Source organism: Streptomyces sp. NPDC029139 (assembly GCF_055564335.1).
The window spans coordinates 185,118-208,978 of record NZ_JBVHWN010000012.1 but is presented as its reverse complement, the minus strand read 5'-3'; the positions used below and the strand labels follow the sequence as shown (position 1 = coordinate 208,978).

The 23,861-nt window shown below is 71.7% G+C and carries 19 protein-coding genes; 13 read left to right on the top strand and 6 right to left on the bottom strand.

Annotated elements, in window-relative coordinates; all coding sequences use genetic code 11:
* Positions 1-89 precede the first annotated feature (89 nt).
* A complete protein-coding gene (locus ACZ4VW_RS25195) occupies positions 90-1,517 on the bottom strand; it encodes a cytosine permease (RefSeq protein ID WP_467966076.1) in 1,428 nt (475 codons plus the stop codon).
* Between the two features lie 137 nt (positions 1,518-1,654).
* Between ACZ4VW_RS25195 and ureA the strand changes: the two genes are divergently transcribed.
* From ureA to ACZ4VW_RS25160, 7 genes are all read left to right on the top strand, one after another.
* Positions 1,655-2,401, top strand: coding sequence for an urease subunit gamma (gene ureA, locus ACZ4VW_RS25190; RefSeq protein WP_467966074.1), 747 nt, complete (start codon positions 1,655-1,657; stop codon positions 2,399-2,401).
* Positions 2,401-4,083, top strand: a complete 1,683-nt coding sequence (locus ACZ4VW_RS25185) for an urease subunit alpha (protein ID WP_467966072.1) — start codon at positions 2,401-2,403, stop codon at positions 4,081-4,083. Before ureA ends, ACZ4VW_RS25185 begins: the two co-directional genes overlap by 1 nt.
* Positions 4,084-4,094: 11 nt before the next feature.
* Positions 4,095-5,111 (top strand): agmatine deiminase family protein, encoded by a 1,017-nt coding sequence (locus tag ACZ4VW_RS25180; protein WP_467966070.1) that lies wholly within the window; start codon positions 4,095-4,097, stop codon positions 5,109-5,111.
* A gap of 44 nt (positions 5,112-5,155) precedes the next feature.
* Positions 5,156-5,596 carry a hypothetical protein gene (locus tag ACZ4VW_RS25175; RefSeq protein WP_467966068.1) on the top strand — a complete coding sequence of 147 codons (441 nt, stop codon included), beginning with the start codon at positions 5,156-5,158 and terminating at the stop codon, positions 5,594-5,596.
* Between the two features lie 87 nt (positions 5,597-5,683).
* Entirely contained in the window at positions 5,684-6,241 is a 558-nt protein-coding gene (locus ACZ4VW_RS25170; protein ID WP_467966139.1) for a TetR/AcrR family transcriptional regulator, read from the top strand.
* Between the two features lie 375 nt (positions 6,242-6,616).
* Positions 6,617-8,239, top strand: coding sequence for a citramalate synthase (gene cimA / locus ACZ4VW_RS25165; RefSeq protein WP_467966066.1), 1,623 nt, complete (start codon positions 6,617-6,619; stop codon positions 8,237-8,239).
* Positions 8,240-8,295: 56 nt separating this feature from the next.
* Positions 8,296-9,642 carry a hypothetical protein gene (locus ACZ4VW_RS25160; RefSeq protein ID WP_467966064.1) on the top strand — a complete coding sequence of 449 codons (1,347 nt, stop codon included), beginning with the start codon at positions 8,296-8,298 and terminating at the stop codon, positions 9,640-9,642.
* An 18-nt stretch (positions 9,643-9,660) separates the two neighbouring features.
* Here the strand turns inward: ACZ4VW_RS25160 and ACZ4VW_RS25155 are convergent, their stop codons facing one another.
* Positions 9,661-10,872: a DNA polymerase III subunit beta gene (locus tag ACZ4VW_RS25155; RefSeq protein ID WP_467966062.1), complete on the bottom strand. Its 1,212-nt coding sequence runs from the start codon at positions 10,870-10,872 to the stop codon at positions 9,661-9,663.
* A gap of 110 nt (positions 10,873-10,982) precedes the next feature.
* The gene (locus ACZ4VW_RS25150) at positions 10,983-11,594 is read right to left on the bottom strand and encodes a YceI family protein (protein WP_467966060.1); all 612 of its coding nucleotides are present in this window, start codon (positions 11,592-11,594) and stop codon (positions 10,983-10,985) included.
* A gap of 233 nt (positions 11,595-11,827) precedes the next feature.
* Here ACZ4VW_RS25150 and ACZ4VW_RS25145 point away from each other — a divergent pair, with 233 nt between their 5' ends.
* The 6 genes from ACZ4VW_RS25145 (at position 11,828) to ACZ4VW_RS25120 (ending at position 22,163) form a co-directional block, all read left to right on the top strand.
* A complete protein-coding gene (locus tag ACZ4VW_RS25145) occupies positions 11,828-12,337 on the top strand; it encodes a hypothetical protein (RefSeq protein WP_467966058.1) in 510 nt (169 codons plus the stop codon).
* A gap of 170 nt (positions 12,338-12,507) precedes the next feature.
* The gene (locus ACZ4VW_RS25140; RefSeq protein WP_467966056.1) at positions 12,508-16,389 is read left to right on the top strand and encodes an endo-alpha-N-acetylgalactosaminidase family protein; all 3,882 of its coding nucleotides are present in this window, start codon (positions 12,508-12,510) and stop codon (positions 16,387-16,389) included.
* 129 nt (positions 16,390-16,518) lie between these two features.
* Entirely contained in the window at positions 16,519-18,873 is a 2,355-nt protein-coding gene (locus ACZ4VW_RS25135) for a polysaccharide lyase 8 family protein (protein ID WP_467966054.1), read from the top strand.
* Positions 18,874-19,052: 179 nt separating this feature from the next.
* Positions 19,053-20,636, top strand: coding sequence for an acyl-CoA carboxylase subunit beta (locus tag ACZ4VW_RS25130; protein WP_467966052.1), 1,584 nt, complete (start codon positions 19,053-19,055; stop codon positions 20,634-20,636).
* Positions 20,637-20,651: 15 nt separating this feature from the next.
* On the top strand, positions 20,652-20,852 hold the full coding sequence (locus ACZ4VW_RS25125; RefSeq protein WP_376636639.1) for an acyl-CoA carboxylase subunit epsilon: 201 nt from the start codon (positions 20,652-20,654) through the stop codon (positions 20,850-20,852).
* A gap of 105 nt (positions 20,853-20,957) precedes the next feature.
* Entirely contained in the window at positions 20,958-22,163 is a 1,206-nt protein-coding gene (locus ACZ4VW_RS25120; RefSeq protein ID WP_467966050.1) for a hypothetical protein, read from the top strand.
* 74 nt (positions 22,164-22,237) lie between these two features.
* Here ACZ4VW_RS25120 and ACZ4VW_RS25115 read toward each other — a convergent pair whose 3' ends face one another.
* From ACZ4VW_RS25115 to ACZ4VW_RS25105, 3 genes are all read right to left on the bottom strand, one after another.
* The gene (locus ACZ4VW_RS25115) at positions 22,238-22,819 is read right to left on the bottom strand and encodes a GTP-binding protein (protein ID WP_050791473.1); all 582 of its coding nucleotides are present in this window, start codon (positions 22,817-22,819) and stop codon (positions 22,238-22,240) included.
* A complete protein-coding gene (locus ACZ4VW_RS25110) occupies positions 22,800-23,348 on the bottom strand; it encodes a DUF742 domain-containing protein (RefSeq protein WP_467966048.1) in 549 nt (182 codons plus the stop codon). The genes ACZ4VW_RS25115 and ACZ4VW_RS25110 overlap by 20 nt, the downstream gene beginning before the upstream one ends.
* A gap of 93 nt (positions 23,349-23,441) precedes the next feature.
* Positions 23,442-23,855: a roadblock/LC7 domain-containing protein gene (locus ACZ4VW_RS25105; protein WP_005311461.1), complete on the bottom strand. Its 414-nt coding sequence runs from the start codon at positions 23,853-23,855 to the stop codon at positions 23,442-23,444.
* Between the last annotated feature and the right edge of the window lie 6 nt (positions 23,856-23,861).

Genomic DNA, 23,861 nt, shown 5'->3' with positions numbered 1-23,861 from the left:
CCTCGCCCGCTACGACGGCGACCCGGACCGATCGACACGTGGGGCGCCCCCTCGGGGGCGCCCCACTTTCGTGTCTGCGGCCTTCGGTCTCAGGACACGGCGACTTCCGGCTCGGCCTCCCGCTCCGGCACGAGCGCCGGGGCCGTGGCCGGCGTCAGCAGGGCGTACAGGGCGCCGCCGACCAGACCGGAGAGCACGAAGCTGCAGTCGATCCCGCCGGTCAGGGCGAGCAGCGGCCCCTCGTACAGCGGGGTGGACACCGCGGCGAGGCCCACGCCCGCCCCCACCACCCAGCACGCCGTCGCCCGCGGGTGCCAGCCGGCCGCGAACCAGTACGCCCCGCCCCGCGCCCTGCGGTTGTAGACCTGGAGGGCCTCCGGGTCGTACGCGCCCTTGCAGCGTGCGTGCCCGATCAGGGTGATCACGGCCCAGGGCGTACCGATCGCGGTCAGCAGGAGCACGAAGGACGTCATCGCGGACTGCGCGTCCGAGGCGAAGTGGCCGAGGAAGACGAAGGCCGTCGCCACCACCGCGACCACCAGCGTCGCTCGCGCCCGGGTCACGCGCGGCAGGATCGCGTCCAGGTCGAGGCCCATCGAGTACAGCATCAGCCCCGCGTTGCCGACCGAGCCGGCGGTCGCGGCGAGCAGCAGCGGCACCACGTACCAGGCGGGGGAGGCCTCGACGAGCGGGCCCGCGTAGTCCAGCGCGCCGCGCGCCGCCAACGCCGTGTACGTACCGAAGAGCTGAGGGATCAGCAGGCCGGCGGTGAGCCCGATACAGGTGGTGAGCAGGACCTTCTTCGGGCTGTGTCGCCGCGGGGACATGTAGCGCGTGTAGTCGCCGAGCAGGGTGATGAAGGCGACCGGGCCGCTGAGCCCCGCCGCGACCGCCGAGAGCACCCACGTCGGCCAGAACGAGCCCAGCAGGTACGGGGTTTCGGGCACGGGAGCCGTGGTGAAGTCACCCGCGTACGCGACCAGGCCGAGGGCGAGCAGCAGGGTCATGCCGACCGCGAGGCCCTTGCTGAGCTGGAGCAGCAGCCGGTAGCCGTAGACCGCGAAGACGACCGTGCAGGCGGCGAGCACCGCGTACACCACCGCGTGCGTGGTGTCGCCGGTCGGCAGCCCGGTCAGCCGGGCGAGCGTGCCGACCACCACGTCTCCGCCGATCCACAGGGTGAGCGCGGTGTAGCCCAGGGAGAGCAGCAGCCCGACCACGGAGCCGACGAGTCGGCCGCGGACGCCGAAGAAGGCGCCGCTCGAGGTCGAGAGGTTCGTCGCGGTACGCAGCGAGACGAGGGCGAGCGGGGCGGTCACGGCGACGCCGACGAGCGTGCCGGTGACGACGGAGGTCACCGAGGCCCACAGCCCGAGGCCGAAGGAGACCGGTAGCCAGCCGAAGACGATCACTCCGAGGCAGAGGTTCGAGCCGAGGAGGATCGACAAGAGGTCGCGCGGACCGCTGGTGCGTTCCGCTTCGGGGATGGTGTCGACTCCGCGCTGTTCGATCGGCATGGGGGCTCCCTGCGGGGCAAGCGGGCGGACAAGGTTTTGAGTGACGCTCAATGTGACCCACTACCGCTGCGTACGTCAATGCTTGGATACGAGCCCCAAAAGGTTTAGAGTGGCGCTCAAACAGGAGGTGTGTGGACGTGCGACTGACCCCCACGGAACGCGACCGGCTGCTGATCTTCGGCGCCGCGGAGCTCGCCCGGGCCCGCCGGGCCCGGGGACTCCGGCTCAATGTGCCGGAGGCGACCGCCCTCATCGCGGACACGGTCTGCGAGGCGGCCCGCGACGGCAGAAGGCTCGCCGAGGCGATCGCCGCCGCCCGGTCCGTGCTCGGCCCGGACGACGTGCTGCCGGGTGTGGCCGATGTCGTCACCGAAGTGCATGTCGAGGCCGTTTTCGACGACGGCTCGCGGCTGGCGGTCGTCTCCGACCCGATCGGCGGCGGAAACCTCGGCGACGGCGCCCCCGGAGCCCTGCTCCCCGCCCCCCAGGAGGCCGAGGAGCCGCCCGCGCTGCTGCTGATGGTCCGCAACACCGCGACCGTCCCCGTCAGCGTCACCTCCCACTTCCACTTCTTCGAGGCCAACCCCCGCCTCGACTTCGACCGCGCCGCCTCCTACGGCATGCGGCTGGCCGTCCCCGCCGGCTCCTCCTTCCGCTTCGACCCGGGCGGCGAGGCCGAGGTCGGGCTCGTTCCGATCGGTGGCGCCCGCATCGCCATCGGCTTCGCGGGCCTCGTCGACGGCCCGCTGGACGCGCCCGGCGCGAAGGGAGAGGCCCTGCGCAGGGCGGCGGCCTGCGGCTATCTGGGGGCGGGCGACACCCCCGACCACCTGTCGTCGTCCCCGGCCGCGTCCCAGGACGCACGCCCGAAGGAGGGCAACTGATGGACCCGTACGAGTACGCATCGGTGCACGGCCCGCGCGCGGGCGACCGGGTCGTCCTGGGTGACTCCGGACTCGTCGTCCGGGTGGAGTCGGACTCCCAGAAGCCCGGGGACGAGTTCCTCGCGGGCTTCGGCAAGACCGCTCGCGACGGCCTTCACCTCAAGGCGGCGGCCGTCCGCGAGACCTGCGACGTCGTGGTGAGCAACGTCCTTCTGATCGACGCCGTCCAGGGCATCCGCAAGGTGTCCATCGGTATTCGCGAGGGCCGGATCCACGCCATCGGGCGCGCCGGGAACCCGGACACCCTCGACGGTGTCGACGTGGTCGTCGGCACCGGCACGTCGATCGTCTCCGGCGAGGGCCTCATCGCCACCGCCGGTGCCGTGGACACCCATGTCCACCTGCTGTCCCCGCGCATCATGGAGGCCTCCCTCGCCTCTGGTGTCACGACCATCATCGGACAGGAGTTCGGTCCTGTCTGGGGGGTTGGCGTCAACTCGCCATGGGCCCTCAAGCACGCCTTCAACGCCTTCGACGCCTGGCCGGTCAACATCGGCTTCCTCGCCCGCGGCTCCTCCTCGGACGCCGCCCCGCTGGTCGAGGCACTCGCCGAGGGCGGCGCGTCCGGCTTCAAGGTCCACGAGGACATGGGCGCGCACACCCGCGCCCTCGACACCGCCCTGCGGGTCGCCGAGGAGCACGACGTCCAGGTCGCCCTGCACAGCGACGGCCTGAACGAATGCCTCTCCGTCGAGGACACCCTCAGGGTCCTCGACGGCCGGACGATCCACGCCTTCCACATCGAGGGCTGCGGCGGCGGACACGTACCCAACGTCCTCAAGATGGCCGGCGTGCCGAACGTCATCGGCTCCTCCACCAACCCCACGCTCCCCTTCGGCCGTGACGCCGTCGCCGAGCACTACGGGATGATCGTCTCCGTCCACGACCTGAAGACCGACCTGCCCGGCGACGCCGCCATGGCGCGCGACCGGATCCGGGCCGGGACGATGGGCGCGGAGGACGTCCTGCACGACCTCGGCGCGATCGGGATCACCTCCTCCGACGCGCAGGGGATGGGAAGGGCCGGCGAGACCGTACGCCGGACCTTCGCCATGGCCGGGAAGATGAAGGCAGAGCTGGGCCCGCTGGACGGCGACGGCGCGCACGACGACAACGCGCGCGTGCTGCGCTACATGGCCAAGCTCACCATCAACCCGGCCATCGCCCACGGCCTCGCCCACGAGATCGGCTCGATCGAGGTCGGCAAGATGGCCGACCTCGTGCTGTGGCGGCCGGAGTTCTTCGGCGCCAAGCCGCAGCTGGTCCTGAAGTCCGGCTTCCCCGCGTGGGGGGTCGTGGGCGATCCGAACGCCGCCACCGACACCTGCGAACCGCTGGTCCTCGGACCCCTGTTCGGAGCCCATGGCGCGACCCCGGCGGACATCTCCGTCGCCTTCGTCGCGCAGGCCGCCGTCGACCTCGGCTCCGACGCGCTGCCGACCCGCCGCCGCCGGGTGGCCGTCCGCGGCACGCGCGGCATCGGGCCCGGCGACCTGCTCCTGAACTCCCGTATCGGTCAGGTGGGGGTGGACGGCCGGACCGGGCTGGTGTCCCTGGACGGCGAGCCGATCCGCTCCGAACCGGCCGAGTCCATCTCCCTCAACCGTCTCTACTTCCTCTGAGGACGCATCTGATGAGCTTCCGTATGCCGCCCGAGTGGGCGCCCCACGAGCGCACGTGGATGGCCTGGCCCGGCCCGAACCCGACGTTCACGAACGACGAGGAGCTGGCCGAGGCCCGCACCGCCTGGGCGTCCGTGGCCCGCGCCGTACGCCGCTTCGAGCCGGTCACCATGGTGGTCGGCCCCGGCCAGCTCGACTCGGCGCGCGCTCTCCTCGGGCCGGACGTCGAGCTGGTGGAGCGTGAACTGGACGACGCCTGGATGCGGGACATCGGCCCGACGTTCGTCACGAACGGCACGGAACTCGCGGCCGTGGACTGGGTGTTCAACGGCTGGGGCGGTCAGGACTGGGCCCGCTGGGAGCACGACTCCAAGATCGCCCGCCATGTGGCGGACCTGGCGGCGGTCCCCGTGCTGGCCTCCTCCCTCGTGAACGAGGGCGGCGCGATCCACGTCGACGGCGAGGGCACGGTCCTGCTGACCGACACCGTCCAGCTCGGCGCGGGCCGCAACCCGGAGTGGACCCGCGAGCAGGTCGAGGCGGAGATCCACGCCAAGCTCGGCACCACGAAGGCGATCTGGCTCCCGCACGGCCTCACCGGCGACTACGGCCTCTACGGCACCCAGGGCCATGTCGACATCGTGGCGGCCTTCGCCAAGCCCGGTGTCGTGGTCGTCCACAGCCAGCAGGACCCGGCGCACCCCGACCACGAGCGCTCGCGGATGTACGTCGACATCCTGAGCCGCCAGACGGACGCGAAGGGCCGCACGCTCCAGGTCGTGGAGGTCCCCGCCCCCACCGTCCTGAAGGACGAGGAGGGCGACTGGGTCGACTACTCCTACATCAACCACTACCTGTGCAACGGCGGCGTGGTGCTGTGCGGCTTCGACGACCCGAACGACGAGATCGCGGCGGGCATCTTCCGCCGGCTGTTCCCGGAGCGGATCGTCACGCTGGTCGACGCGCGGGCGATCTTCGCAGGTGGGGGCGGTATCCACTGCATCACCCAGCAGCAGCCGAAGGTCTGAGAAACCCGGTGGGCGGGCCGCGGGCGGTGTGACAGCCTGCGGCCATGCCGCTGATCACCCACGAGGACCGGGCGTACGCGCTCCAGATCCTGTACTCCGTACCGGACGACGCCTGGTACCTGGAGCTGGACGACCTCGCCGACCACCGGACGCTCGTGACCGCGATCGTCCCCGACGAGGACCCGGCGCGGGAGCCGATGGTCTGCTTCGACCCCGGGGCCGGGCACCGCCATGTCCCGTACGACGTCATGCGCTGGTTCATGGAGCACGTGGAGTCGGAGATCCGCACGTCCCGGGCCTGGATGGAGCTCCGCCCCGAGCTGGTGGAGATCATCCGTGAGCTGCGCGAGGAGTACCTCGGCCTCATCGACGACGAGCGGTTCGGGACCGTCCTGGCGGAGCTGCGGGCGACCGTGCCCGCCGAGGACCTCCCCGTCGTCCTGGAGGCCGCCTTCGGCCGGAACCCGGACGGCGGCGTGGGGTAGAACATACGAGTGACCCGCATCAACCCCGCCGGCCCCCGGCGCCGCAACCACCCCGCCCCGCCTCGCGAGGAACTCCTCGCCGCCGCCATGGACACCATCGCCGAGCGCGGGCTCGACGGGCTGACCATGGCCGGGCTCGGACGCGAGGTCGGGATGAGCAGCGGGCACCTGCTCTACTACTTCCGCACCAAGGACGAGCTGCTGCTGCAGACGCTGGAGTGGAGCGAGGGGCGGCTCGGCGCCGAACGCAGCGCGCTGCTCTCGCGGCCCGGGACCGCCCGTGAACGGCTCGACGGGTACGTCGACGTCTACATCCCCGACGGCCCGCGCGACCCCCACTGGACGCTCTGGCTGGAGGTCTGGAACCGGTCGCAGAACGCCGACGACGACGCCCGCGGCCGACAGGCCGCCATCGAGGGCGCCTGGCACCGCGACCTCGTCGCCCTGATCGCCGAGGGCGTCTCGCGCGGCGAGTTCCGTACGGTCGACCCCGACCGGTACGCGGCCCGGATGCGGGCCCTGCTCGACGGGTTCAGCGTCCACGTCGCGGTCGGCATCCCCGGCACCGGCCGCGACCAGGTCCTCACCCACGTACGAGAGTTCGTCACCGACACCCTGCTCCTGCGGTCGTCGTCCACGACGTGATCAGGACCTGAGCTCGGCCGTGCGCCGGCGTGGCGGGCCGTACCGCGCTCCGGCGGTCCGCGCCGCGCTCCGGCCGGCCGTGCCCGCATCCTGAGACCGTCGTCCCGCGGACCGCGGGGGTGTGGCAAACTGCCGACGTGCTTGCTACCACCATGATTATCGGCAGCAGCGCGCCGGTCCGCAGTGACCGCTGAACGCGACTCGACCCCCGCATCAGTGGACACCGTGCCCCAGACCCGCGCGCAGACCTCTCGCACCCGCGAGAGGTTTTTTCGTTTTCCGGCCCCACCACCGCCGGAAACGGACGACGCGTGAGAATGGGGGCAAGTGGATCCAGACCTTCCGGAGCCACATCCGACAGGAGCCATCACAGCCATGACCACGGAGACCGACGAGAGCCCGCACCCGCGCCTCGACGACAGCTTCCACGTCTTCGACACGACGCTGCGCGACGGAGCCCAGCGCGAAGGCATCAACCTCACCGTCGCGGACAAGCTGACGATCGCGCGGCACCTCGACGACTTCGGCGTGGGCTTCATCGAGGGCGGCTGGCCCGGTGCCAACCCGCGTGACACGGAGTTCTTCGCCCGCGCCCGGCAGGAGATCGCCTTCAAGAACGCGAAGCTCGTCGCGTTCGGGGCCACCCGCAGGGCGGGCGGCAGCGCCGCCGACGACCCGCAGGTCAAGGCGCTGCTCGACTCCGGCGCGCCGGTGATCACCCTGGTCGCCAAGTCGCACGACCGGCACGTGGAGCTCGCGCTGCGCACCACGCTGGACGAGAACCTGGAGATGGTCCGCGACACCGTCGCCCACCTCGTCTCCCAGGGCCGCCGGGTCTTCGTCGACTGCGAGCACTTCTTCGACGGTTACAAGGCCAACCCCCGGTACGCCAAGGCCGTCGTCCGAGCCGCCGCCGAGGCCGGCGCCGATGTCGTGATCCTCTGCGACACCAACGGCGGCATGCTCCCCGCCCAGGTCCAGGCCGTCGTCGCCACCGTCATCGCCGACACCGGGGCCCGGCTCGGCATCCACGCCCAGGACGACACCGGCTGCGCCGTCGCCAACACCCTGGCCGCCGTCGACGCGGGCGCCACCCACGTCCAGTGCACCGCCAACGGCTACGGCGAGCGGGTCGGCAACGCCAACCTCTTCCCCGTCGTCGCCGCCCTGGAACTGAAGTACGACAAGAGGGTGCTCCCCGAGGGCGCGCTCGCCGAGATGACCCGCATCTCGCACGCGATCGCCGAGGTCGTCAACCTCACGCCCTCCACCCATCAGCCGTACGTGGGAGTCTCCGCCTTCGCCCACAAGGCCGGACTGCACGCCTCCGCCATCAAGGTCGACCCCGACCTCTACCAGCACATCGATCCCGAGCTCGTCGGCAACACCATGCGGATGCTCGTCTCCGACATGGCGGGCCGCGCCTCCATCGAGCTGAAGGGCAAGGAGCTCGGCGTCGACCTCGGCGGCGACCGCGCGCTGATCGGCCGGGTCGTCGAGCGGGTCAAGGAGCGCGAGCTCAAGGGGTACACCTACGAGGCCGCCGACGCCTCCTTCGAGCTGCTGCTGCGCGAGGAGGCGGAGGGGCGGCCGCGCCGCTACTTCCGTACGGAGTCCTGGCGCGCGATCGTCGAGGACCGGCCCGACGGCACGCACGCCAACGAGGCGACCGTGAAGCTCTGGGCCAAGGGCGAGCGGATCGTCGCGACCGCCGAGGGCAACGGCCCCGTCAACGCGCTGGACCGGGCGATGCGGGTGGCCCTGGAGCGGATCTACCCGCAGCTCGCGAAGTTCGAGCTGGTGGACTACAAGGTCCGCATCCTGGAAGGCCGCCACGGCACGGAGTCCACGACCCGCGTCCTGATCACCACCGGCGACGGCAACGCCGAGTGGTCGACGGTCGGTGTGGGGGAGAACGTGATCGCCGCGTCCTGGCAGGCGCTGGAGGACGCCTTCACGTACGGCCTGCTGCGGGTGGGCATCGACCCCGCCGAGTAGGCCGAATCTCGGTCCTCTATGTCTCTTACTCCCCCATTAGGGGTAGTTTCGATGGTATGAGGACCAGGCCGTTCCACCTCCTGTCGGCCCTCGCCGGGCTGGCACTGCTGCTGCTCCTGGTCCTGGCCCCCTCCGCGGGGGCCGGGATCACCGGGATACCGGACGCCGCCCGGGCTCTGAAGCAGGGCCCGGTGTACGTCGATCCGGGCGCCGCCGACCAGCTGTCGACGGCCGACGCGGATGCCCTCGCCCAGAAGATCGAGGACGCGGACAAGCCGCTCTTCATCGCCGTCCTGCCCGCGACCAGCGAGTATCCGCCCGAGGACCTCCTGCGCAATCTGCGCACCCAGACCGGGGTGACGGGCCTGTACGCGGTCCGGCTCGGTGACGGGTTCGACGCCGCCGCCGACCGCTCGGTGATGTCCGCGGACGCCGTGAACAACCTGGTCACCTCCGTACGCCAGCCCGGCGTCGACGCCAGGACCGAGCTGAACAACTTCGTCGACCAGGCCCTGCCCACCCTGTCCGGCTCCGCCCCCACCACGTGGGGCAGCGTCGGCACGGACGACGGCGTCCCGGTCGGCGGGCTGATCACCCTCGGCGCGGTGGCCGCCGCCGGCGGCGCGGGCGCGTACGCGGTCGTCCGCCGCAATCGGCTCCGCAAGGAGGCCGAGGAGCGCGCGGCTCTGGACCGTCTCCGGGTCGTCGTGGACGAGGACATCACCGCCTTCGGCGAGGAACTCGATCGCCTCGACTTCCACCCGGCCGAGCCCGGCGCCGACGACGCCATGCGCGGCGACTACGAGCGGGCCCTGGACGCGTACGACAAGGCGAAGTCGCTGATGGGCGCCGCCCGCCATCCGCACGACGTCAAGGAAGTGACCCAGCAACTGGAGGACGGCCGCTTCTCGCTCGCCGTCCTGGCCGCCCGCCGGGAGTCCCGGCCACTGCCCGAGCGCCGTCCCCCCTGCTTCTTCGACCCGCGCCACGGCCCCTCGACCGAGGACCGGACCTGGACGCCCGCCGGCGGCGCCACCCGCCAGGTCCCCGTCTGCGCGGCCGACGCCGCCCGCCTCGACGACGGCCAGGACCCCCTGGCCCGTACCGTCGAGACCGACGGCGGCCGCCGCCCGTACTGGGACGCGGGACCGGCGTACGGCCCGTGGGCCGGCGGCTACTTCGGCGGCGGCATGCTCCCCGGCCTGCTCGTCGGCACCATGCTCGGCTCGATGCTCGCCACTCCGGCCTACGCCTCCGAATACGGCGGCGGCGAGTTCGAGGGCGGCGACTTCTCCGGCGCCGACTTCAGCTCCAGCGACTTCGGGTCGGGCGACTTCGGCGGTGGAGGTGGCGGCGGATTCGGGGACTTCGGCGGCGGTGGAGACTTCGGCGGAGGGTTCTGAGCCTCTCCTTCCGCGGAGTCAGAGGAGGGGCTTCACCGACATCAGCAGGTGCTGGTGGACCCCGCCAGGCCGGTCGGTGATCAGGGCGCGCTGCCCCGGCCCGAGCAGATGGAAGCGGACGGATCCGCTGCCGAAGGAGCCGAGCGCGTCCAGGAGGTAAACGGGGTTGAACGCGACCGTCATGGCGGCCGCGCCCTCGAGCAGGGACGGGAGGCGCTGGGACGCCACGTCGTCCTCGTAGCCGGCCTGGAGCTGGACGCTCTCCCCGGTGAAGGCCAGCTGGATCGGGCTGTCGCCCTCCGCGACCACCGCGACCCGTTTCACGGCCTCCAGCAACGCAGCCCGGTCCGTCACGGCGATCGCGTGCTCACCCAGCGAGAAAAGCTTGTCGTGACGGGGGAGCCGGCCGTCGAGCAGGCGGGTCGTCGTCCTCGTCGCCCCGCTCTCGAAGCCGATGGAACCGCCGTCCAGGGCGAGGCGGACCGGCCCCGCCGAGGTCAGGGAGCGCGCGATCTCGGTCAGCCGGCGGGCCGGCGCCACCACGTCCGCACCCCCTGCGTCGCCCGCACCCCCTGCGTCGTCCGCACCCCCTCCGTCGTCCGCACCCCTTCCGGTCCCGGCGCCGTCTCCTTCCCCCGCGAGGCCCGTGACCTGCCCGCCGGGCGCGGCTCCTCCACCCTCCGGCTTCCACTCCAGGGTGCGGACCGCGTAGCGGTAGCGGTCGGTCGCGGCCAGCGTCATCGTCGTACCGTCGAGCGCCATCCGTATCCCGGTGAGGACCGGCAGCGAGTCGTCCCGGCCCGCCGCCACCGCGACCTGCCCGACGGCCGTCGCGAAGGCGCCGCCGTCCACCACGCCCCGGAACGCGGGCAGCGCGGGCCGCGCCGGATAGTCGTCCACCGGCAGCAGGGACAGCCCGAAGCGCGCCTCCCCGCCCGTCACCGAGAGCCGGGCACCGTCGACCGCGCACTCCACCACGCCCCGGGGCAGCACCTTGCAGATGTCGAGCAGCCGCCGCCCCAGGACCAGCGCCTTGCCCTCCCGCGCGGTGTCCGCCTCGACCTCGATGCGCGCCGACGCCTCGTGGTCGAGGCCGGAGATGCGCAGCAGGCCGTCGCTCGCCTCCAGGAGCAGCCCGCCGAGCACCGGCACGGGCGACCGGGCGGGCAGGACGCGGGCGGCCCAGGCCACGGCGTCGGTCAACACGCTGCTGTCGATACGGAATTCCATGGGCCCGAAGCTAGCGACCCGCACTGACAACGACCCGGGAACGCCGAGCGCCCGCCCTCCGTCGTGACGGAGAGGCGGGCGCGCTCGTGGGTGCCGAGGGAGAGGGTGGCTCAGGCGGCGGTCTTGATCGCGGAGATGTCGAAGTTCAGCTTCACCTTGTCGCTGACCATGACGCCGCCGGTCTCCAGGGCCGCGTTCCAGGTCAGACCCCAGTCGGAGCGCAGGATCTGGGCCGAGCCCTCGAAGCCGACGCGCTCGTTGCCGTAGACGTCCGTGGCCGCGCCGTTGAACTCCAGGTCGATGGAGAGCGGCCTGGTCACGCCCTTGATCGTGAGGTCGCCGGTCACGCGGTACGTGTCGCCGCCCAGCTGCTCGGCCTCCGTGGAGCGGAAGGTCATGAGCGGGAACTGCTCGGCGTCGAAGAAGTCGCCGCTGCGCAGGTGGCCGTCGCGGTCGGCGATGCCCGTGTCGATGGAGGCGATCGTGACGTCGATGGAGGCGGAGGACGCGCCCGGGTTCGCGCCGTCCAGCGTCAGCGTGCCCTCGTGCTCGGCGAAGGAGCCCCGCACGTTGGTGACCATCGCGTGACGGACGGTGAAGCCGATGCTGCTGTGGGCCGGGTCGATCGTGTACTCACCGGTCAGCGCGGCAAGGGCCGGGTCGACGGGGAGGGTCGCGACGGCGGTGGCGGTGTCGTCGTTCCTGCGGGTGAAGATGCCCATGACGTGCTCCTTGGGGACGAGGTGACGAGCTTTGTTGAAGGTTCAACGAGAACGACGATAGCCCTATTCCGTTCAACTTTCAACATCTGGGGGAAGGGGTTCACCCGAAAGGGCCGACGCCCTCTGGCGGACGCGCGTAGACCTGCGGCACCATCTCCTTGCTCACCCAGCACGGCTGCTCCACCTGCACCGCCGTCCCACCCGTCACGGTCCCCAGCAGGAGGCAACCCCCGATGAAGCTCCGCTCCGTCCTCACCGCGCTCGCCCTGGTCCTCGGCGCCCTCTTCGCGCCCGGCGTCGGCGTCCTCACCGGCGCCACCGACGCCCACGCGGTCACCAAGATCAGCCACGCCACCGCGACCTCGATGTTCCGCAGCTCCGGGATCACCTGGTCCTCGTCCGGCGGCTGCTCCGACCGCAACAACCCGACCTGTACGTCGTTCGAGCAGCTCAACCTCGCCACCGCGAAGGGCGCCCAGACCCTCAAGAGCGCCAGCGGCTGCGCCCTGAACATCACCGGTGGCACCGAGACCGGCCACGCCGGCGGCACGTACTCGCACTGGAACGGCTACAAGCTCGACTACAGCAAGTACACCTGCGTCGGGAACTACATCAAGAACACCTTCACCTATATCGGGGTGCGCGGCGACGGGGCCCCGCAGTGGAGGTCCGGCTCGGGCAACATCTACGCCGACGAGGGCAACCACTGGGACGTGACCTACTACAACTGCGGCGGATGCTGACCGTCGTTCCCGCACCGACTCGCCGCGACTGGCCGCGAGAAGTGGCGAGAAGCCGCAAGAAGCCCCCTCCGGTGGTCACTTGGACTAACCGAAGGGGGTTCTTGGACTGGTGGGGCCCCCGGTACGCGATCTCGTTGACGGTGTCGCGCGGCCCGGGCCAACTAGTCCCCATGTCCCTCCCCAAGTCGCGAAGAATCCGTGCGGCCTGCGCGCTCGCCGTCGCCTCGTCGGCCGTGTTCGCCCTCTCCGGGCCCGCCCTCGCCCAAGCCCCGGCCGGGGCCTTTGCCGAAGCCCCCGCATCACCCACCCGTACGACCGAGGCCGAGGCCGAGGCCGTGATCGGCTCCGACCAGCTCGCCGTCGCCGTCGCCGAGGACTTCCCGCGCGTCGTCTCGTACACCGACCGCGCCACCGGCGCCCGCCTCCTCGGCAGTACGGCCCCGGTCACCCAGATCGTCCTCAACGGCACCCCGTACGCGGTCCGGGCCAAGGCCGCCCCCGTCCTGACCGCCACCAGCGCGGCGTACACCCTGGCCTTCCCCACCCTGAGCGGCGTCGAGATCGACGCGACCCTGAGCGTCAGCGGCCGGGCCACCACCTTCAAGGTCACCGCCGTCCGCGACACCGAGGCGTTCCGGGTCGGCACCCTCGACATACCCGGCCACGACCTCGTCTCCGTCGGCTCGTCCGACATCGGCGCGCAGACCGCCTTCACCCGGCTCGACCCCGACTCCACCCGTACCGCCGACGTCTTCGCCGACATCACCGACGCCACTTCGGCCGAGGCGAGTCCGGTCGGGGCGAGCTACGCACTCGTCAACACCGGCCGGCTCGCCGCCGCCGTCGAGTCCAACTCCAGCTACGACAAGCCCTCAGGACCGAGCGCCCGCGACGGCGCCCGCTTCTGGCACCAGGCCCGCAGGACCGCCACCGAGACCCGTGTCGGCGTCTGGTCCGGCCAGTGGACCTACCGCGGCGCCGGAGCGCCGCGGCCCGAGAGCGGCGACAACCTCCCCTGGGCCAAGGTCGTCGTCACCCCCGACGCCAACGCCGACGGCAGGACCGACTGGCAGGACGGCGCACTCGCCTTCCGCACCATCGGGATCAAGGCGCCGGGCGGTGAGCAGACCCCCGACCGGGTGATCGCCCACATCCCGTTCAACTTCGCCAGCAACGCCACCCATCCCTTCCTGCGCACCCTCGACGACGTCAAGCGCATCTCGCTCGCCACCGACGGCCTGGGGCAGTTCGCCCTGCTCAAGGGGTACGGCTCCGAGGGCCATGACTCCGCCCACCCCGACTACGGCGGCAACTACAACAAGCGCGCGGGCGGGCTCGCCGACCTCAACACCCTCCTGAGGGAGGGGAAGAAGTGGGGCGCCGGCTTCGGGGTCCACGTCAATGCCACCGAGGCGTACCCCGAGGCGAAGAACTTCAGCGAGACCCTGGTCGACAGGACGAAGCCCGGCTGGAACTGGCTCAACCAGAGCTACTACATCGACCAGCGCCGGGACATCAACAGCGGCGACCTCGCCCGTCGCTTCCAGCAACTGCGCGACGAGACCGACCCGAACCTGTCGATGCTCTACATCGACGTCTACTACACCCACGGCTGGATCGCCGACAAGACGATGCAGGCCGTACAGGCGCAGGGCTGGAACGTCGCCACCGAGTGGTCCGAGAAGTTCGAGCGGGCCTCCCTCTGGTCCCACTGGGCCAACGACCTCGACTACGGCGGAGCCACCAACAAGGGCCTCAACTCCCAGATCATCCGCTTCATCCGCAACGGCGAGAAGGACGTCTGGAACAACCACCCCGTCCTCGGCCAGACGGCCCTCGAAGACTTCGAGGGCTGGACCGGCGAGACCGACTGGAACCACTTCTACGCCAACATCTGGCAGAAGAACCTCCCCGCCAAGTACCTCCAGCAGCAGAAAATCACCCGCTGGAACGGCAACGACCTCACCTTCACGGGCGGTGTCCGCGGCACCGTCGAGAACGGCCGGCGCACCTTCTACGAGAACGGCCGCAAGGTCCTCGACGGCGAGACCTATCTGCTCCCCTGGGACGGCGGGGCGAAGCTCTACCACTTCAACAAGGCGGGCGGTCGCAGCACCTGGGCGGTCCCGGGCACCGGCCCGTACACCGTCCACAAGCTCACCGACAACGGCCGCGTGCAGACCGCGACCGTACGCCCCGTCGACGGGCGGATCACCCTCGACGCCGCCGCGGGACAGCCCTACGTCCTCCACCCGGGCGTCACCCCCGCGCCCCGCGACCCCCGCTGGGGCGAGGGCACACCGGTCAAGGACCCCGGATTCAACGACGCGCGGCTGGCCGCCTGGACCAAGGCCGGTACCGTCGCCCGCGACACCGACGCGCAGGGCCGCAACAGCGCGAAGCTCACCGGCTCCGTGACCGCGTCCGTCCGGCAGCAGATCACCGGCCTCACCCCGGGCGCGCGCTACACCGCCTCCGCCCTGATCGAGGTCGAGCCCGGCAGGACCCGCCCGACCACCCTGTCCGCCGGCGGGAAGTCCGTCACCGTCGCGCGCTCCGCCGTCGAGGACCGGGTCGCCGCCTCCGACTGGAACGGCACCCGTCTCCAGCGCGCCAAGGTCACCTTCACCGCCCCCGGCAGCGGCTCCACCACCCTCCGGGTCGAGGCCGCCGGCGGCAGCCCCGCGGCCGTTCGGATCGACGACGTCCGCATCGTCGCCAACGCGCCCGCCACCAGGGCCGGCGCGCTCGTGCACGAGGACTTCGAGGCCGTCGACCAGGGCTGGGGCCCCTTCCTCAAGGGCGACGCCGGCGGCACGACCGACCCGCGCACCCATATCGCCCAGCTGCACGCCCCGTACACCCAGGCCGGCTGGAACGGGAAACTCATCGACGACGTGATCGACGTCATCGGCGGTGCCGAGTCGCTGAAGTCCCACGACGAGAACAGCGGCCTGGTCTACCGGACCGCGCCCTGGACCGTCCCGATGAAGGACGGACACCGCTACCGCGTCGCGTACGACTACCAGTCGAGCCACGCGGGCGCCTACGAGTGGGTCACCGGATACGACCGGACGAACGGCACCGCGGTCGAGACGCGCCGGACCCCGATCGGGCAGCAGCGGACCACCGGGCACTTCTCCGAGGTCGTGACCGCCGGGTGCGGCGACACCTGGACCGGACTGCGCAAGCGCGGCGACGCCCCCGACGGGGCCGACTTCGTCCTCGACGGCTTCACCGTCACCGACCTCGGCCCGGCGCCGGAGAAGCCGGCCTGCGGCACGCTGGCGCTGGCCGCCCCGGAGACCCTGGAGCCCGGGCGCCCGAACCAGATCACGGCCACCTTCGCCAACGACGAGGCGAACGCCGTCGCCGGGGCCGCGGCCGTCCTGGAACTCCCCGCCGGCTGGACCGCCGAGCCGGCCGGACCCGTCACCCTCGGGACCGTCGCGGCCGGCGCCCGGGCCACCGCCACCTGGAAGGTGACGCCGCCGGTGGACGCGGCGTACCGGACGTACCCGCTCGGCTCGACGGTCACGTACACCGTCGGCGGAGAGCCGCGGAGGCTGAGCGCCACGACCTCCGTGCGTACGCTGCCCCCGCCGCCCGCCGCGGACAGTTGGGCGAGCGACCTGGACTGGACCTCCGCCACCAACGGCTGGGGGCCGGTCGAGCGCGACCTGTCCAACGGCGAGACGGGCGCGGGCGACGGCAGCCCGCTCCGGATCGGGGGAGTGGCGTACGCGAAGGGCCTGGGCACCCACGCCCCGGCCACCGTCCGCTACTACCTGGGCGGGGCGTGCACCTCGCTGACCGCCGAGGTCGGCGTGGACGACGTCCAGACCACCCGCGGCACCGTCCAGTTCAGCGTCCGCGCCGACGGTACGGAGAAGGTGAAGTCGCCGGTCCTCCGAGCGACGGACCCGGCCTGGTCGCTGACGGCCGACGTCACCGGCGCGTCCTATGTGGACCTGGTGGTCGGGGACGGCGGCGACGGGAACGGCAACGACCACGCGGACTGGGGGAACGCGCGGTTCCACTGCGGCAACTGACGGCGCAGGTCGGACGGGAAAGGACAGAAAGCGCTTGTGCCACGGGCTGCCGTGCTCATTGATTGCGTCGGAGAACGAGTGCTACACCGGGCGCCAACCGGTCTACACCTCTTCTCCCGGGAGGCTCCTGTGCCCCTTCCCGTCTGGTCCCGCCGTACGTTCCTCGTCAGCGCCACCGCCACCGCGGCGGCCCTCGGGCTCTCCGCTCCCGCCACCGCGAACGCCTTCGGACTCTCCGCCACCGCCCTCGCTGAGGACGGCGAGTTCGAGGAACTGCGCCTGCGCTGGCTCGACATCCAGCTCGGCGCCGGCTTCGACGCCGGCGCCGAGCCGTACGCCTCCCGTCTCGCCGAGACCGGCGGCCTCGCCCGCGCCTTCCGGGCGTCCATGGCACCCGGCGACACCTCCCTCTGGCCGGGCGTCACCTTCGACCCGCCCGCCGGCATCACCCAGAGCTACAGCCGCCTGTGGACGATGACGCAGGCATACCTCCAGCCCGGTACCGGACTCACCGGCGACGCGACCCTGCTCGCCGACGTCCTGCGCGGCCTCGACCACCTCTCCGCGCGGGTGTACAAATCGGGCGCTCAGCGGTACGGCAACTGGTGGGAGTGGCAGATAGGCAGCCCCCGCCTGCTCATGGACATCGTCGCCGGGCTCCACCCGCACCTCGGTCCCGAACGGATCGCCGCCGCCTGCGCCGCCGTCGACCACTTCGTCCCCGACGCGATGCTCACGACCTACAGCGGCACCTCCACCGGAGCCAACCGCGTCGACCTCTGCCGCTCCGTCGCCCTGCGCGGCATCCTCGGCGCGAACCCGGCGAAGATCGCCCTCGCCCGCGACGCCCTCTCGCCCGTCTTCCCGTACGTGACCAAGGGCGACGGCCTCTACGCCGACGGCTCGTTCGTCCAGCACACCTGGGTCGCCTACTCGGGCACGTACGGACAGGTCATGCTCGACGGCCTCGGGCGCCTCTTCACCCTCCTCGCCGGCTCCAGCTGGGAGGTCGTCGACCCGAACCGGCAGATCATCCTCGACAGCGTGGAGAAGGCGTACGCGCCCCTCCTCTACGACGGCCTGATGATGGACAGCGTCAACGGCCGCGCCATCAGCCGCGGTCACCTCAAGAACGACGAGCGCCGCGTCATGCGCTCCGACCACTTCCACGGCCAGGGGATCATCGCCGCCATCGCCCTGCTCGCCGGCGGAGCGAGCCCCGCCGAGCGCGAGCGGTGGCACGCGCGCGTGAAGGGCTGGATCGAGCGGGACACCGTCTCCCCGATCCTCTCCGCCCGCCAGTTCGGCGTCGCCGACCTCGCGCGGCTGCACGCCGTCGCCGACGCGCCCGTCCCCGCCGCCCCCGAGCCGACCGGACACCGGCTCTTCGCCTCCATGGACCGGGCCGTCCACCGCCGCCCCGGCTGGGCCGCCAACATCGCCATGGCCTCGGAGCGGATCTCGTACTACGAGTGCGGCAACGGCGAGAACCCGCGCGGCTGGCACACCGGCGCCGGAATGCTCTCCTGGTGGACCGCCGGCCAGGGCGGTCAGTACACCGACTGGTTCTGGCCCACCGTCGACCCCTACCGGCTGCCCGGCACCACGGTCTCCACCAAGCGCCTCGCCGACCGCGCAGGCGGCGAGTGGGGCGCTCCGAAGCCGGCCGTGAGCTGGGTCGGGGGAGCCACCGACGGCGAGTTCGCCGCCGTCGGCCAGCACCTCAAGGGCCTCGGCTCCACCCTGGAGGCCCGTAAGTCCTGGTTCTGCGCGGCGGACGCCGTCATCTGCCTCGGCGCCGGGATCACCGCCGCCGACGGCGTCCCCGTGGAGACGGTCGTCGACAACCGCAACCTCGGCGAGAACGGCGGCCACGCGTTCACCACCGGACGGGGCTGGGCGCACCTCGAAGGGCACGGCGGCTGGGTCTTTCCCCGCGGCGCGGCGAACCTGCGCACCCTGCGCGAGGACAGGACCGGCGCCTGGAGCGACATCAACACCACCAGCTCCACCGAGACCCGTACCCGCGCCTACCAGACCCTGTGGCTGGACCACGGCACGGACCCGGTCGACGCCTCGTACGTCTACCTGCTCATGCCGGGCGCCTCCCCGCGCACCCTGTCCGCCCGCGCCGCCGACCGGGACTGGCTGACGATCCTGGACAACAGCGCCGACCGGCAGGCCGTGGCCGTCCCCTCCCTGGGGCTCACGGCCGCCAACCTGTGGCGGGCCGGTACGGTGGGGCGCCTGACGGTCACGGCACCGGCCAGTGTCCTGGTTCGTCGCCGGCGCGCCGTCCTCGACCTCCGGATCAGCGAGCCGCAGCGCACCGGACAGGCCCTGGAGCTGGTCTGGGACCAGCCGGTCCGCCGGGTGGCCGGTCACGACCCCGCGGTGGAGGTGCTCGCCGCCGGACGTTCCCTGCGCCTGCGGATCGCCCCGGGCACGGCGGGGGCCACCCACCGCTGCGAGGTCGTCCTCTAAGGCCCGGCGCGGAGCCCCGTCCCCAGGTTTATGTGGAAAGCCTACAAAGGCGGGGGGTGTATGGCTGTCGAGTCGGCACGCGCCGCTCATGGTTCTGTCCTACCCCACCAGGAATCGACACGGGAGACTGTACGGAGTCGACGGCGGGATTTCCTCGGTCGGCTTCGTAGGGTCGGTACATGACCGTTGTGGACCAGATCCCGAGCGAGCCGACTGACGCCCGTGGCCGTGTGGCCGAGCTGCACGCCCTGCGCGAGGAGGCTCGGCGCGGACCGAGCGACCGGGCGACCGAGGCCCAGCACGCCAAGGGCAAGCTGACCGCTCGCGAGCGGATCGAGCTGCTGCTCGACCCGGGTTCCTTCAACGAGGTCGAGCAGCTGCGCCGGCACCGCGCCACGGGCTTCGGCCTGGAGGCGAAGAAGCCGTACACCGACGGTGTCATCACCGGCTGGGGCACGGTGGAGGGCCGCACCGTCTTCGTCTACGCGCACGACTTCCGGATCTTCGGCGGCGCGCTGGGCGAGGCCCACGCCACGAAGATCCACAAGATCATGGACATGGCCATCGCGGCCGGTGCCCCGCTGGTCTCCCTGAACGACGGCGCCGGTGCCCGTATCCAGGAGGGCGTCTCCGCCCTCGCGGGCTACGGCGGCATCTTCCAGCGCAACACCCGCGCCTCGGGCGTCATCCCGCAGATCTCGGTCATGCTCGGCCCGTGCGCCGGCGGCGCGGCCTACAGCCCCGCCCTGACCGACTTCGTGTTCATGGTCCGCGAGACCTCGCAGATGTTCATCACGGGCCCGGACGTCGTCAAGGCCGTCACCGGCGAGGAGATCACCCAGAACGGCCTCGGCGGCGCCGACGTGCACGCCGAGACCAGCGGCGTGGCCCACTTCGCCTACGACGACGAGGAGACGTGCATCGCGGAGGTGCGCTACCTCCTGTCGATGCTCCCGCAGAACAACCGCGAGAACCCGCCGACCGTCGCCTCCGAGGACCCGGCGGACCGCCGCTCCGACGTCCTGCTCGACCTCGTCCCGGCCGACGGCAACCGTCCGTACGACATGCACAAGGTGATCGAGGAGCTCGTCGACGACGGCGACTTCCTGGAGATCCACGAGCGCTGGGCCCGCAACATCATCTGCGCGCTGGCCCGTCTCGACGGCCAGGTCGTCGGCATCGTGGCCAACCAGCCGCAGTCGCTGGCGGGCGTCCTGGACATCGAGGCGTCGGAGAAGGCTGCCCGTTTCGTCCAGATGTGCGATGCTTTCAATATTCCGATCGTCACCCTTCTGGACGTACCCGGCTTCCTGCCGGGCGTCGACCAGGAGCACGGTGGGATCATCCGGCACGGCGCGAAGCTGCTGTACGCGTACTGCAACGCGACCGTGCCCCGGATCAGCCTGATCCTGCGCAAGGCGTACGGCGGCGCGTACATCGTCATGGACTCCCAGTCCATCGGCGCCGACCTGACGTACGCCTGGCCCACCAACGAGATCGCGGTGATGGGCGCCGAAGGTGCCGCCAACGTCATCTTCCGGAAGCAGATCGCCGAGGCCGAGGACTCGGAGGCCATGCGGGCCCGCATGGTCAAGGAGTACAAGGCCGAGCTGATGCACCCCTACTACGCGGCGGAGCGCGGACTGGTCGACGACGTGATCGACCCCGCAGAGACGCGGGAGGTCCTCATCAGGTCCCTCGCCATGCTCCGCACCAAGCACGCCGACCTGCCGTCCCGCAAGCACGGCAACCCGCCTCAGTAAGAGGAGCCCACAGAAGTGACCACGCCTGCCACAGCCAACCTTCTCCGAGTCGAGAAGGGCCACGCAGACCCCGAGGAGCTGGCCGCGATCACCGCCGTGCTGCTCGCCCGCGCCGCCGCCCAGCCGGCCGAGCCCACCCGCCACGGCCGCTCCACGGCCGGCTGGCGCCGCCTGGAGCGCGAGAACGGCTTCCGCGCCCCGCACAGCTGGCGCTGACCCCTCCCGACGCGCGAAGGCCCCGCTCCACACCAGGAGCGGGGCCTTTCCGCGCCACCGGAAAAGCGGTGATCGCCGGCCCGCCCCGCTCGCTAGCATCGGGCGATGCCGACGATCGACACCCTCATACCGGAGCGCGGTGGGCCCGACACCGCCGCCCTGAGCGCCCACGACCCCGACGCACTCGCCCGCTACGTGCTGGACACCCGTAACGCCTGGTGGCGCCGCCGGATCTGTGTGCGCGCGCTCGCCGGCCGCGTCCCGGAGCCCCGCGTCCCCGGCCTCCTCGACCGGATCCGTGACGGCGAGGAGACGGACGAGGTCCGCGTCGCCCTCCTCGACCTCCTCGCCGACCGCACCGAGCTCCTGCCCTGGCTGTGCCACGAGGACCGGCGGAACGAACCTCCGTACGGCGTGCCCGAGGCGATCCTGAAGACCCGCGGGCTGCTCGGCGACCGCACGGCCGCCCGGGAGCTGGCCACCCTCGCGGCCTCCCCCTGGCAGCAGCGGGAGACGCTCGGCGAGGCCGGACTCGACGGACTGGTGGAGCGGTACGGGGCCGAGGCGATCCTGGCCGACCTCGGCGCGGAGCGCCCCGAGGACCGTCTCTTCGCCGTGCGGATGCGCCACCGCGCGGGACAGGACCTCACCGCCTACCTGGCCGACCCCGACCGCACGGTGGCCCGCCTCGCCCAGGCACTTGTCGGCGACCCGGACCGGCTCCGCGCCTACCTGGACGAGGCGCCGACGACCGAGGCGGCGGTCTGGGCCGCCTACGCGCTGCACCAGCTCACCGACGACACCGCCGAGACCCGCCGCGTCGACGAGCGCCTGGGCAGCCCCCGGGTGGAGGTCCCCGGTCTCGACGAGGAGCTTCGCCGCGCGATCGTCCACGAGTACGCCCCGGGCGCCCAGCGGGGGAGCGACCCCCGCTGGCACCTCGAAGCCCTGTGCACGGACCCGCCCGCCCCCACCGACCAGGAGGCGCAGCTCGCCCGGGCGACCGCCGCCCTGAGCGAGGCCGGATTCGACCCGAAGCCGCCGGTCTCCTGCGGGGAGCACAACCAGCAGGGCGACGGCACCTACCACGTGCTCGACTGCGGCGGGGACGACGTCCTCGTCAGCACCCTCGGGCGCTTCGTCACCAGTTACGAGCCGGACCACGCGGCCCGCGGCGCACTGGAGGCGGCCGGCTTCCGCTGGCTCGACCCCGACATCTCGTCCGTCGTCGTCACCGGCCTGTGCGTCTACCACTTCGGCCGGCGGGGGCCCCTGGACGTCGGCACCCTGCTCTTCTACTGGCAGGACTGAACGCGGCACGACGAGGGCCCCGCGCACCGAGAACCGGTGGGCGGGGCCCTTCGTACGCGTCGGCCCGTCGGGACCTACCGCAGGCGGGCCATGAGCGCGTGCTCGACCAGGGTGATGAGCGCGCTCTTGGCGTCCGCGCGGTGGCGGGCGTCGGTGGTGATGATCGGGGTGTCCGGGCCGATCTGAAGGGCCTCGCGGACCTCCTCCGGGTTGTACGGCTGGTGGCCGTCGAACCCGTTCAGCGCGATGACGAAGGGGAGGCCGCTGTTCTCGAAGTAGTCGACCGCGGGGAAGCAGTCGGCGAGACGGCGGGTGTCCACGAGCACGACGGCGCCGATGGCGCCGCGGACCAGGTCGTCCCACATGAACCAGAAGCGGTCCTGACCGGGCGTACCGAAGAGGTACAGGATCAGGTCCTGGTCCAGGGTGATACGGCCGAAGTCCATCGCGACAGTCGTCGTCGTCTTGTCGCCGGTGTGCGTGAGGTCGTCGATGCCCGCGGACGCAGACGTCATGACGGCCTCGGTACGCAGCGGGTTGATCTCCGAGACGGCGCCGACGAACGTGGTCTTGCCCACGCCGAAGCCACCCGCCACCACGATCTTCGCGCTGGTGGTTGAACGGGCCGCGCCGCCGCTAGAGCTTGCGAAGTCCACTGAGCACCCTTTCGAGCAGTGTCACGTCTGGCTGACCGCCGGCGGCTTCGTCGCCGCCGGGCTGGTGGATGGCGACAAGTCCGGCCTCGGCCAGGTCGGCCACGAGAATCCGGGCAACGCCGAGGGGGATGGAGAGAAGTGCCGAGATCTCGGCCACCGACTTGATCTCGAAGCACAGTCGGCAGATCCGCTGGTGCTCGGGCAACTGCCCCTGCAGCCGGGACGGATCGGCCGTCGTACTGACCAGCGCCTCGATGGCGAGCTGGTAACGCGGCCGGGTCCGGCCGCCGGTCATCGCGTACGGGCGCACGAGCGGGTTGTGCGCGCCCGTACCACCCGCGGCGCGCTGCGCACGGGGTGCGTTCGGCGCGGCCACGGGCGAAGGCTGGGCCTGCGGCTGCTGGTAGGGCTGCTGCGTGCCCTGTCTGCTGGGCGTGGAGGGAAAGTTGAACCGGTTCTGTGTGGTGTCGCCGTGCGGCTGCGAACCGTCAAAACCGTTGTATGGGCGTCCGCCCGGGGGTGTACCCACGTCTCCTCCTCCGACTGCCTCGCGGCCCATGTCCCTGTGGAACCGCGCCACCGCACCTTACGGGGCGGTGGCGCGAAACGCACTGTCTGTCTGTTAGTTGAGAAGACTTCCCTGAAGCTCCGCCCGGAGGTCAGGAGTCAGGACGCTGCCCGCACGGTCGACGAGCAGAGCCATCTCGTAGCCCACCAGACCGATGTCGGCCTCCGGGTGTGCGAGCACGGCCAGCGAGGAGCCGTCGGAGATCGACATGATGAAGAGGAAGCCACGCTCCATCTCCACGACGGTCTGGTTGACCGCACCGCCCTCGAAGATCCGGGACGCGCCCGCGGTCAGCGAGGTCAGTCCGGAGGCGACGGCCGCCAGCTGGTCGGCTCGGTCCCGGGGGAAACCCTCGGACATCGCCAGCAGGAGTCCGTCGGCGGAGACCACCACCGTGTGGGACACCCCGGGGGTGTTGTCCACGAAGTTGGTGATCAACCAGTTCAGATTCTGCGCCGCCTGGCTCATGCTCAC

Bases quoted from the DNA above. Each gene is read 5' to 3' on its own strand.
- ACZ4VW_RS25180 (WP_467966070.1), top strand. From the start codon at position 4,095: ATGAGCTTCCGTATGCCGCCCGAGTGGGCGCCCCACGAGCGCACGTGG.
- ACZ4VW_RS25120 (WP_467966050.1), top strand. From the start codon at position 20,958: ATGCCGACGATCGACACCCTCATACCGGAGCGCGGTGGGCCCGACACC.
- cimA (WP_467966066.1), top strand. From the start codon at position 6,617: ATGACCACGGAGACCGACGAGAGCCCGCACCCGCGCCTCGACGACAGC.
- ACZ4VW_RS25140 (WP_467966056.1), top strand. From the start codon at position 12,508: ATGTCCCTCCCCAAGTCGCGAAGAATCCGTGCGGCCTGCGCGCTCGCC.
- ACZ4VW_RS25175 (WP_467966068.1), top strand. From the start codon at position 5,156: ATGCCGCTGATCACCCACGAGGACCGGGCGTACGCGCTCCAGATCCTG.
- ACZ4VW_RS25150 (WP_467966060.1), bottom strand. From the start codon at position 11,594: ATGGGCATCTTCACCCGCAGGAACGACGACACCGCCACCGCCGTCGCG.
- ACZ4VW_RS25145 (WP_467966058.1), top strand. From the start codon at position 11,828: ATGAAGCTCCGCTCCGTCCTCACCGCGCTCGCCCTGGTCCTCGGCGCC.
- ACZ4VW_RS25170 (WP_467966139.1), top strand. From the start codon at position 5,684: ATGGACACCATCGCCGAGCGCGGGCTCGACGGGCTGACCATGGCCGGG.
- ACZ4VW_RS25130 (WP_467966052.1), top strand. From the start codon at position 19,053: ATGACCGTTGTGGACCAGATCCCGAGCGAGCCGACTGACGCCCGTGGC.
- ACZ4VW_RS25195 (WP_467966076.1), bottom strand. From the start codon at position 1,517: ATGCCGATCGAACAGCGCGGAGTCGACACCATCCCCGAAGCGGAACGC.
- ACZ4VW_RS25185 (WP_467966072.1), top strand. From the start codon at position 2,401: ATGGACCCGTACGAGTACGCATCGGTGCACGGCCCGCGCGCGGGCGAC.
- ACZ4VW_RS25155 (WP_467966062.1), bottom strand. From the start codon at position 10,872: ATGGAATTCCGTATCGACAGCAGCGTGTTGACCGACGCCGTGGCCTGG.
- ACZ4VW_RS25105 (WP_005311461.1), bottom strand. From the start codon at position 23,855: ATGAGCCAGGCGGCGCAGAATCTGAACTGGTTGATCACCAACTTCGTG.
- ACZ4VW_RS25160 (WP_467966064.1), top strand. From the start codon at position 8,296: ATGAGGACCAGGCCGTTCCACCTCCTGTCGGCCCTCGCCGGGCTGGCA.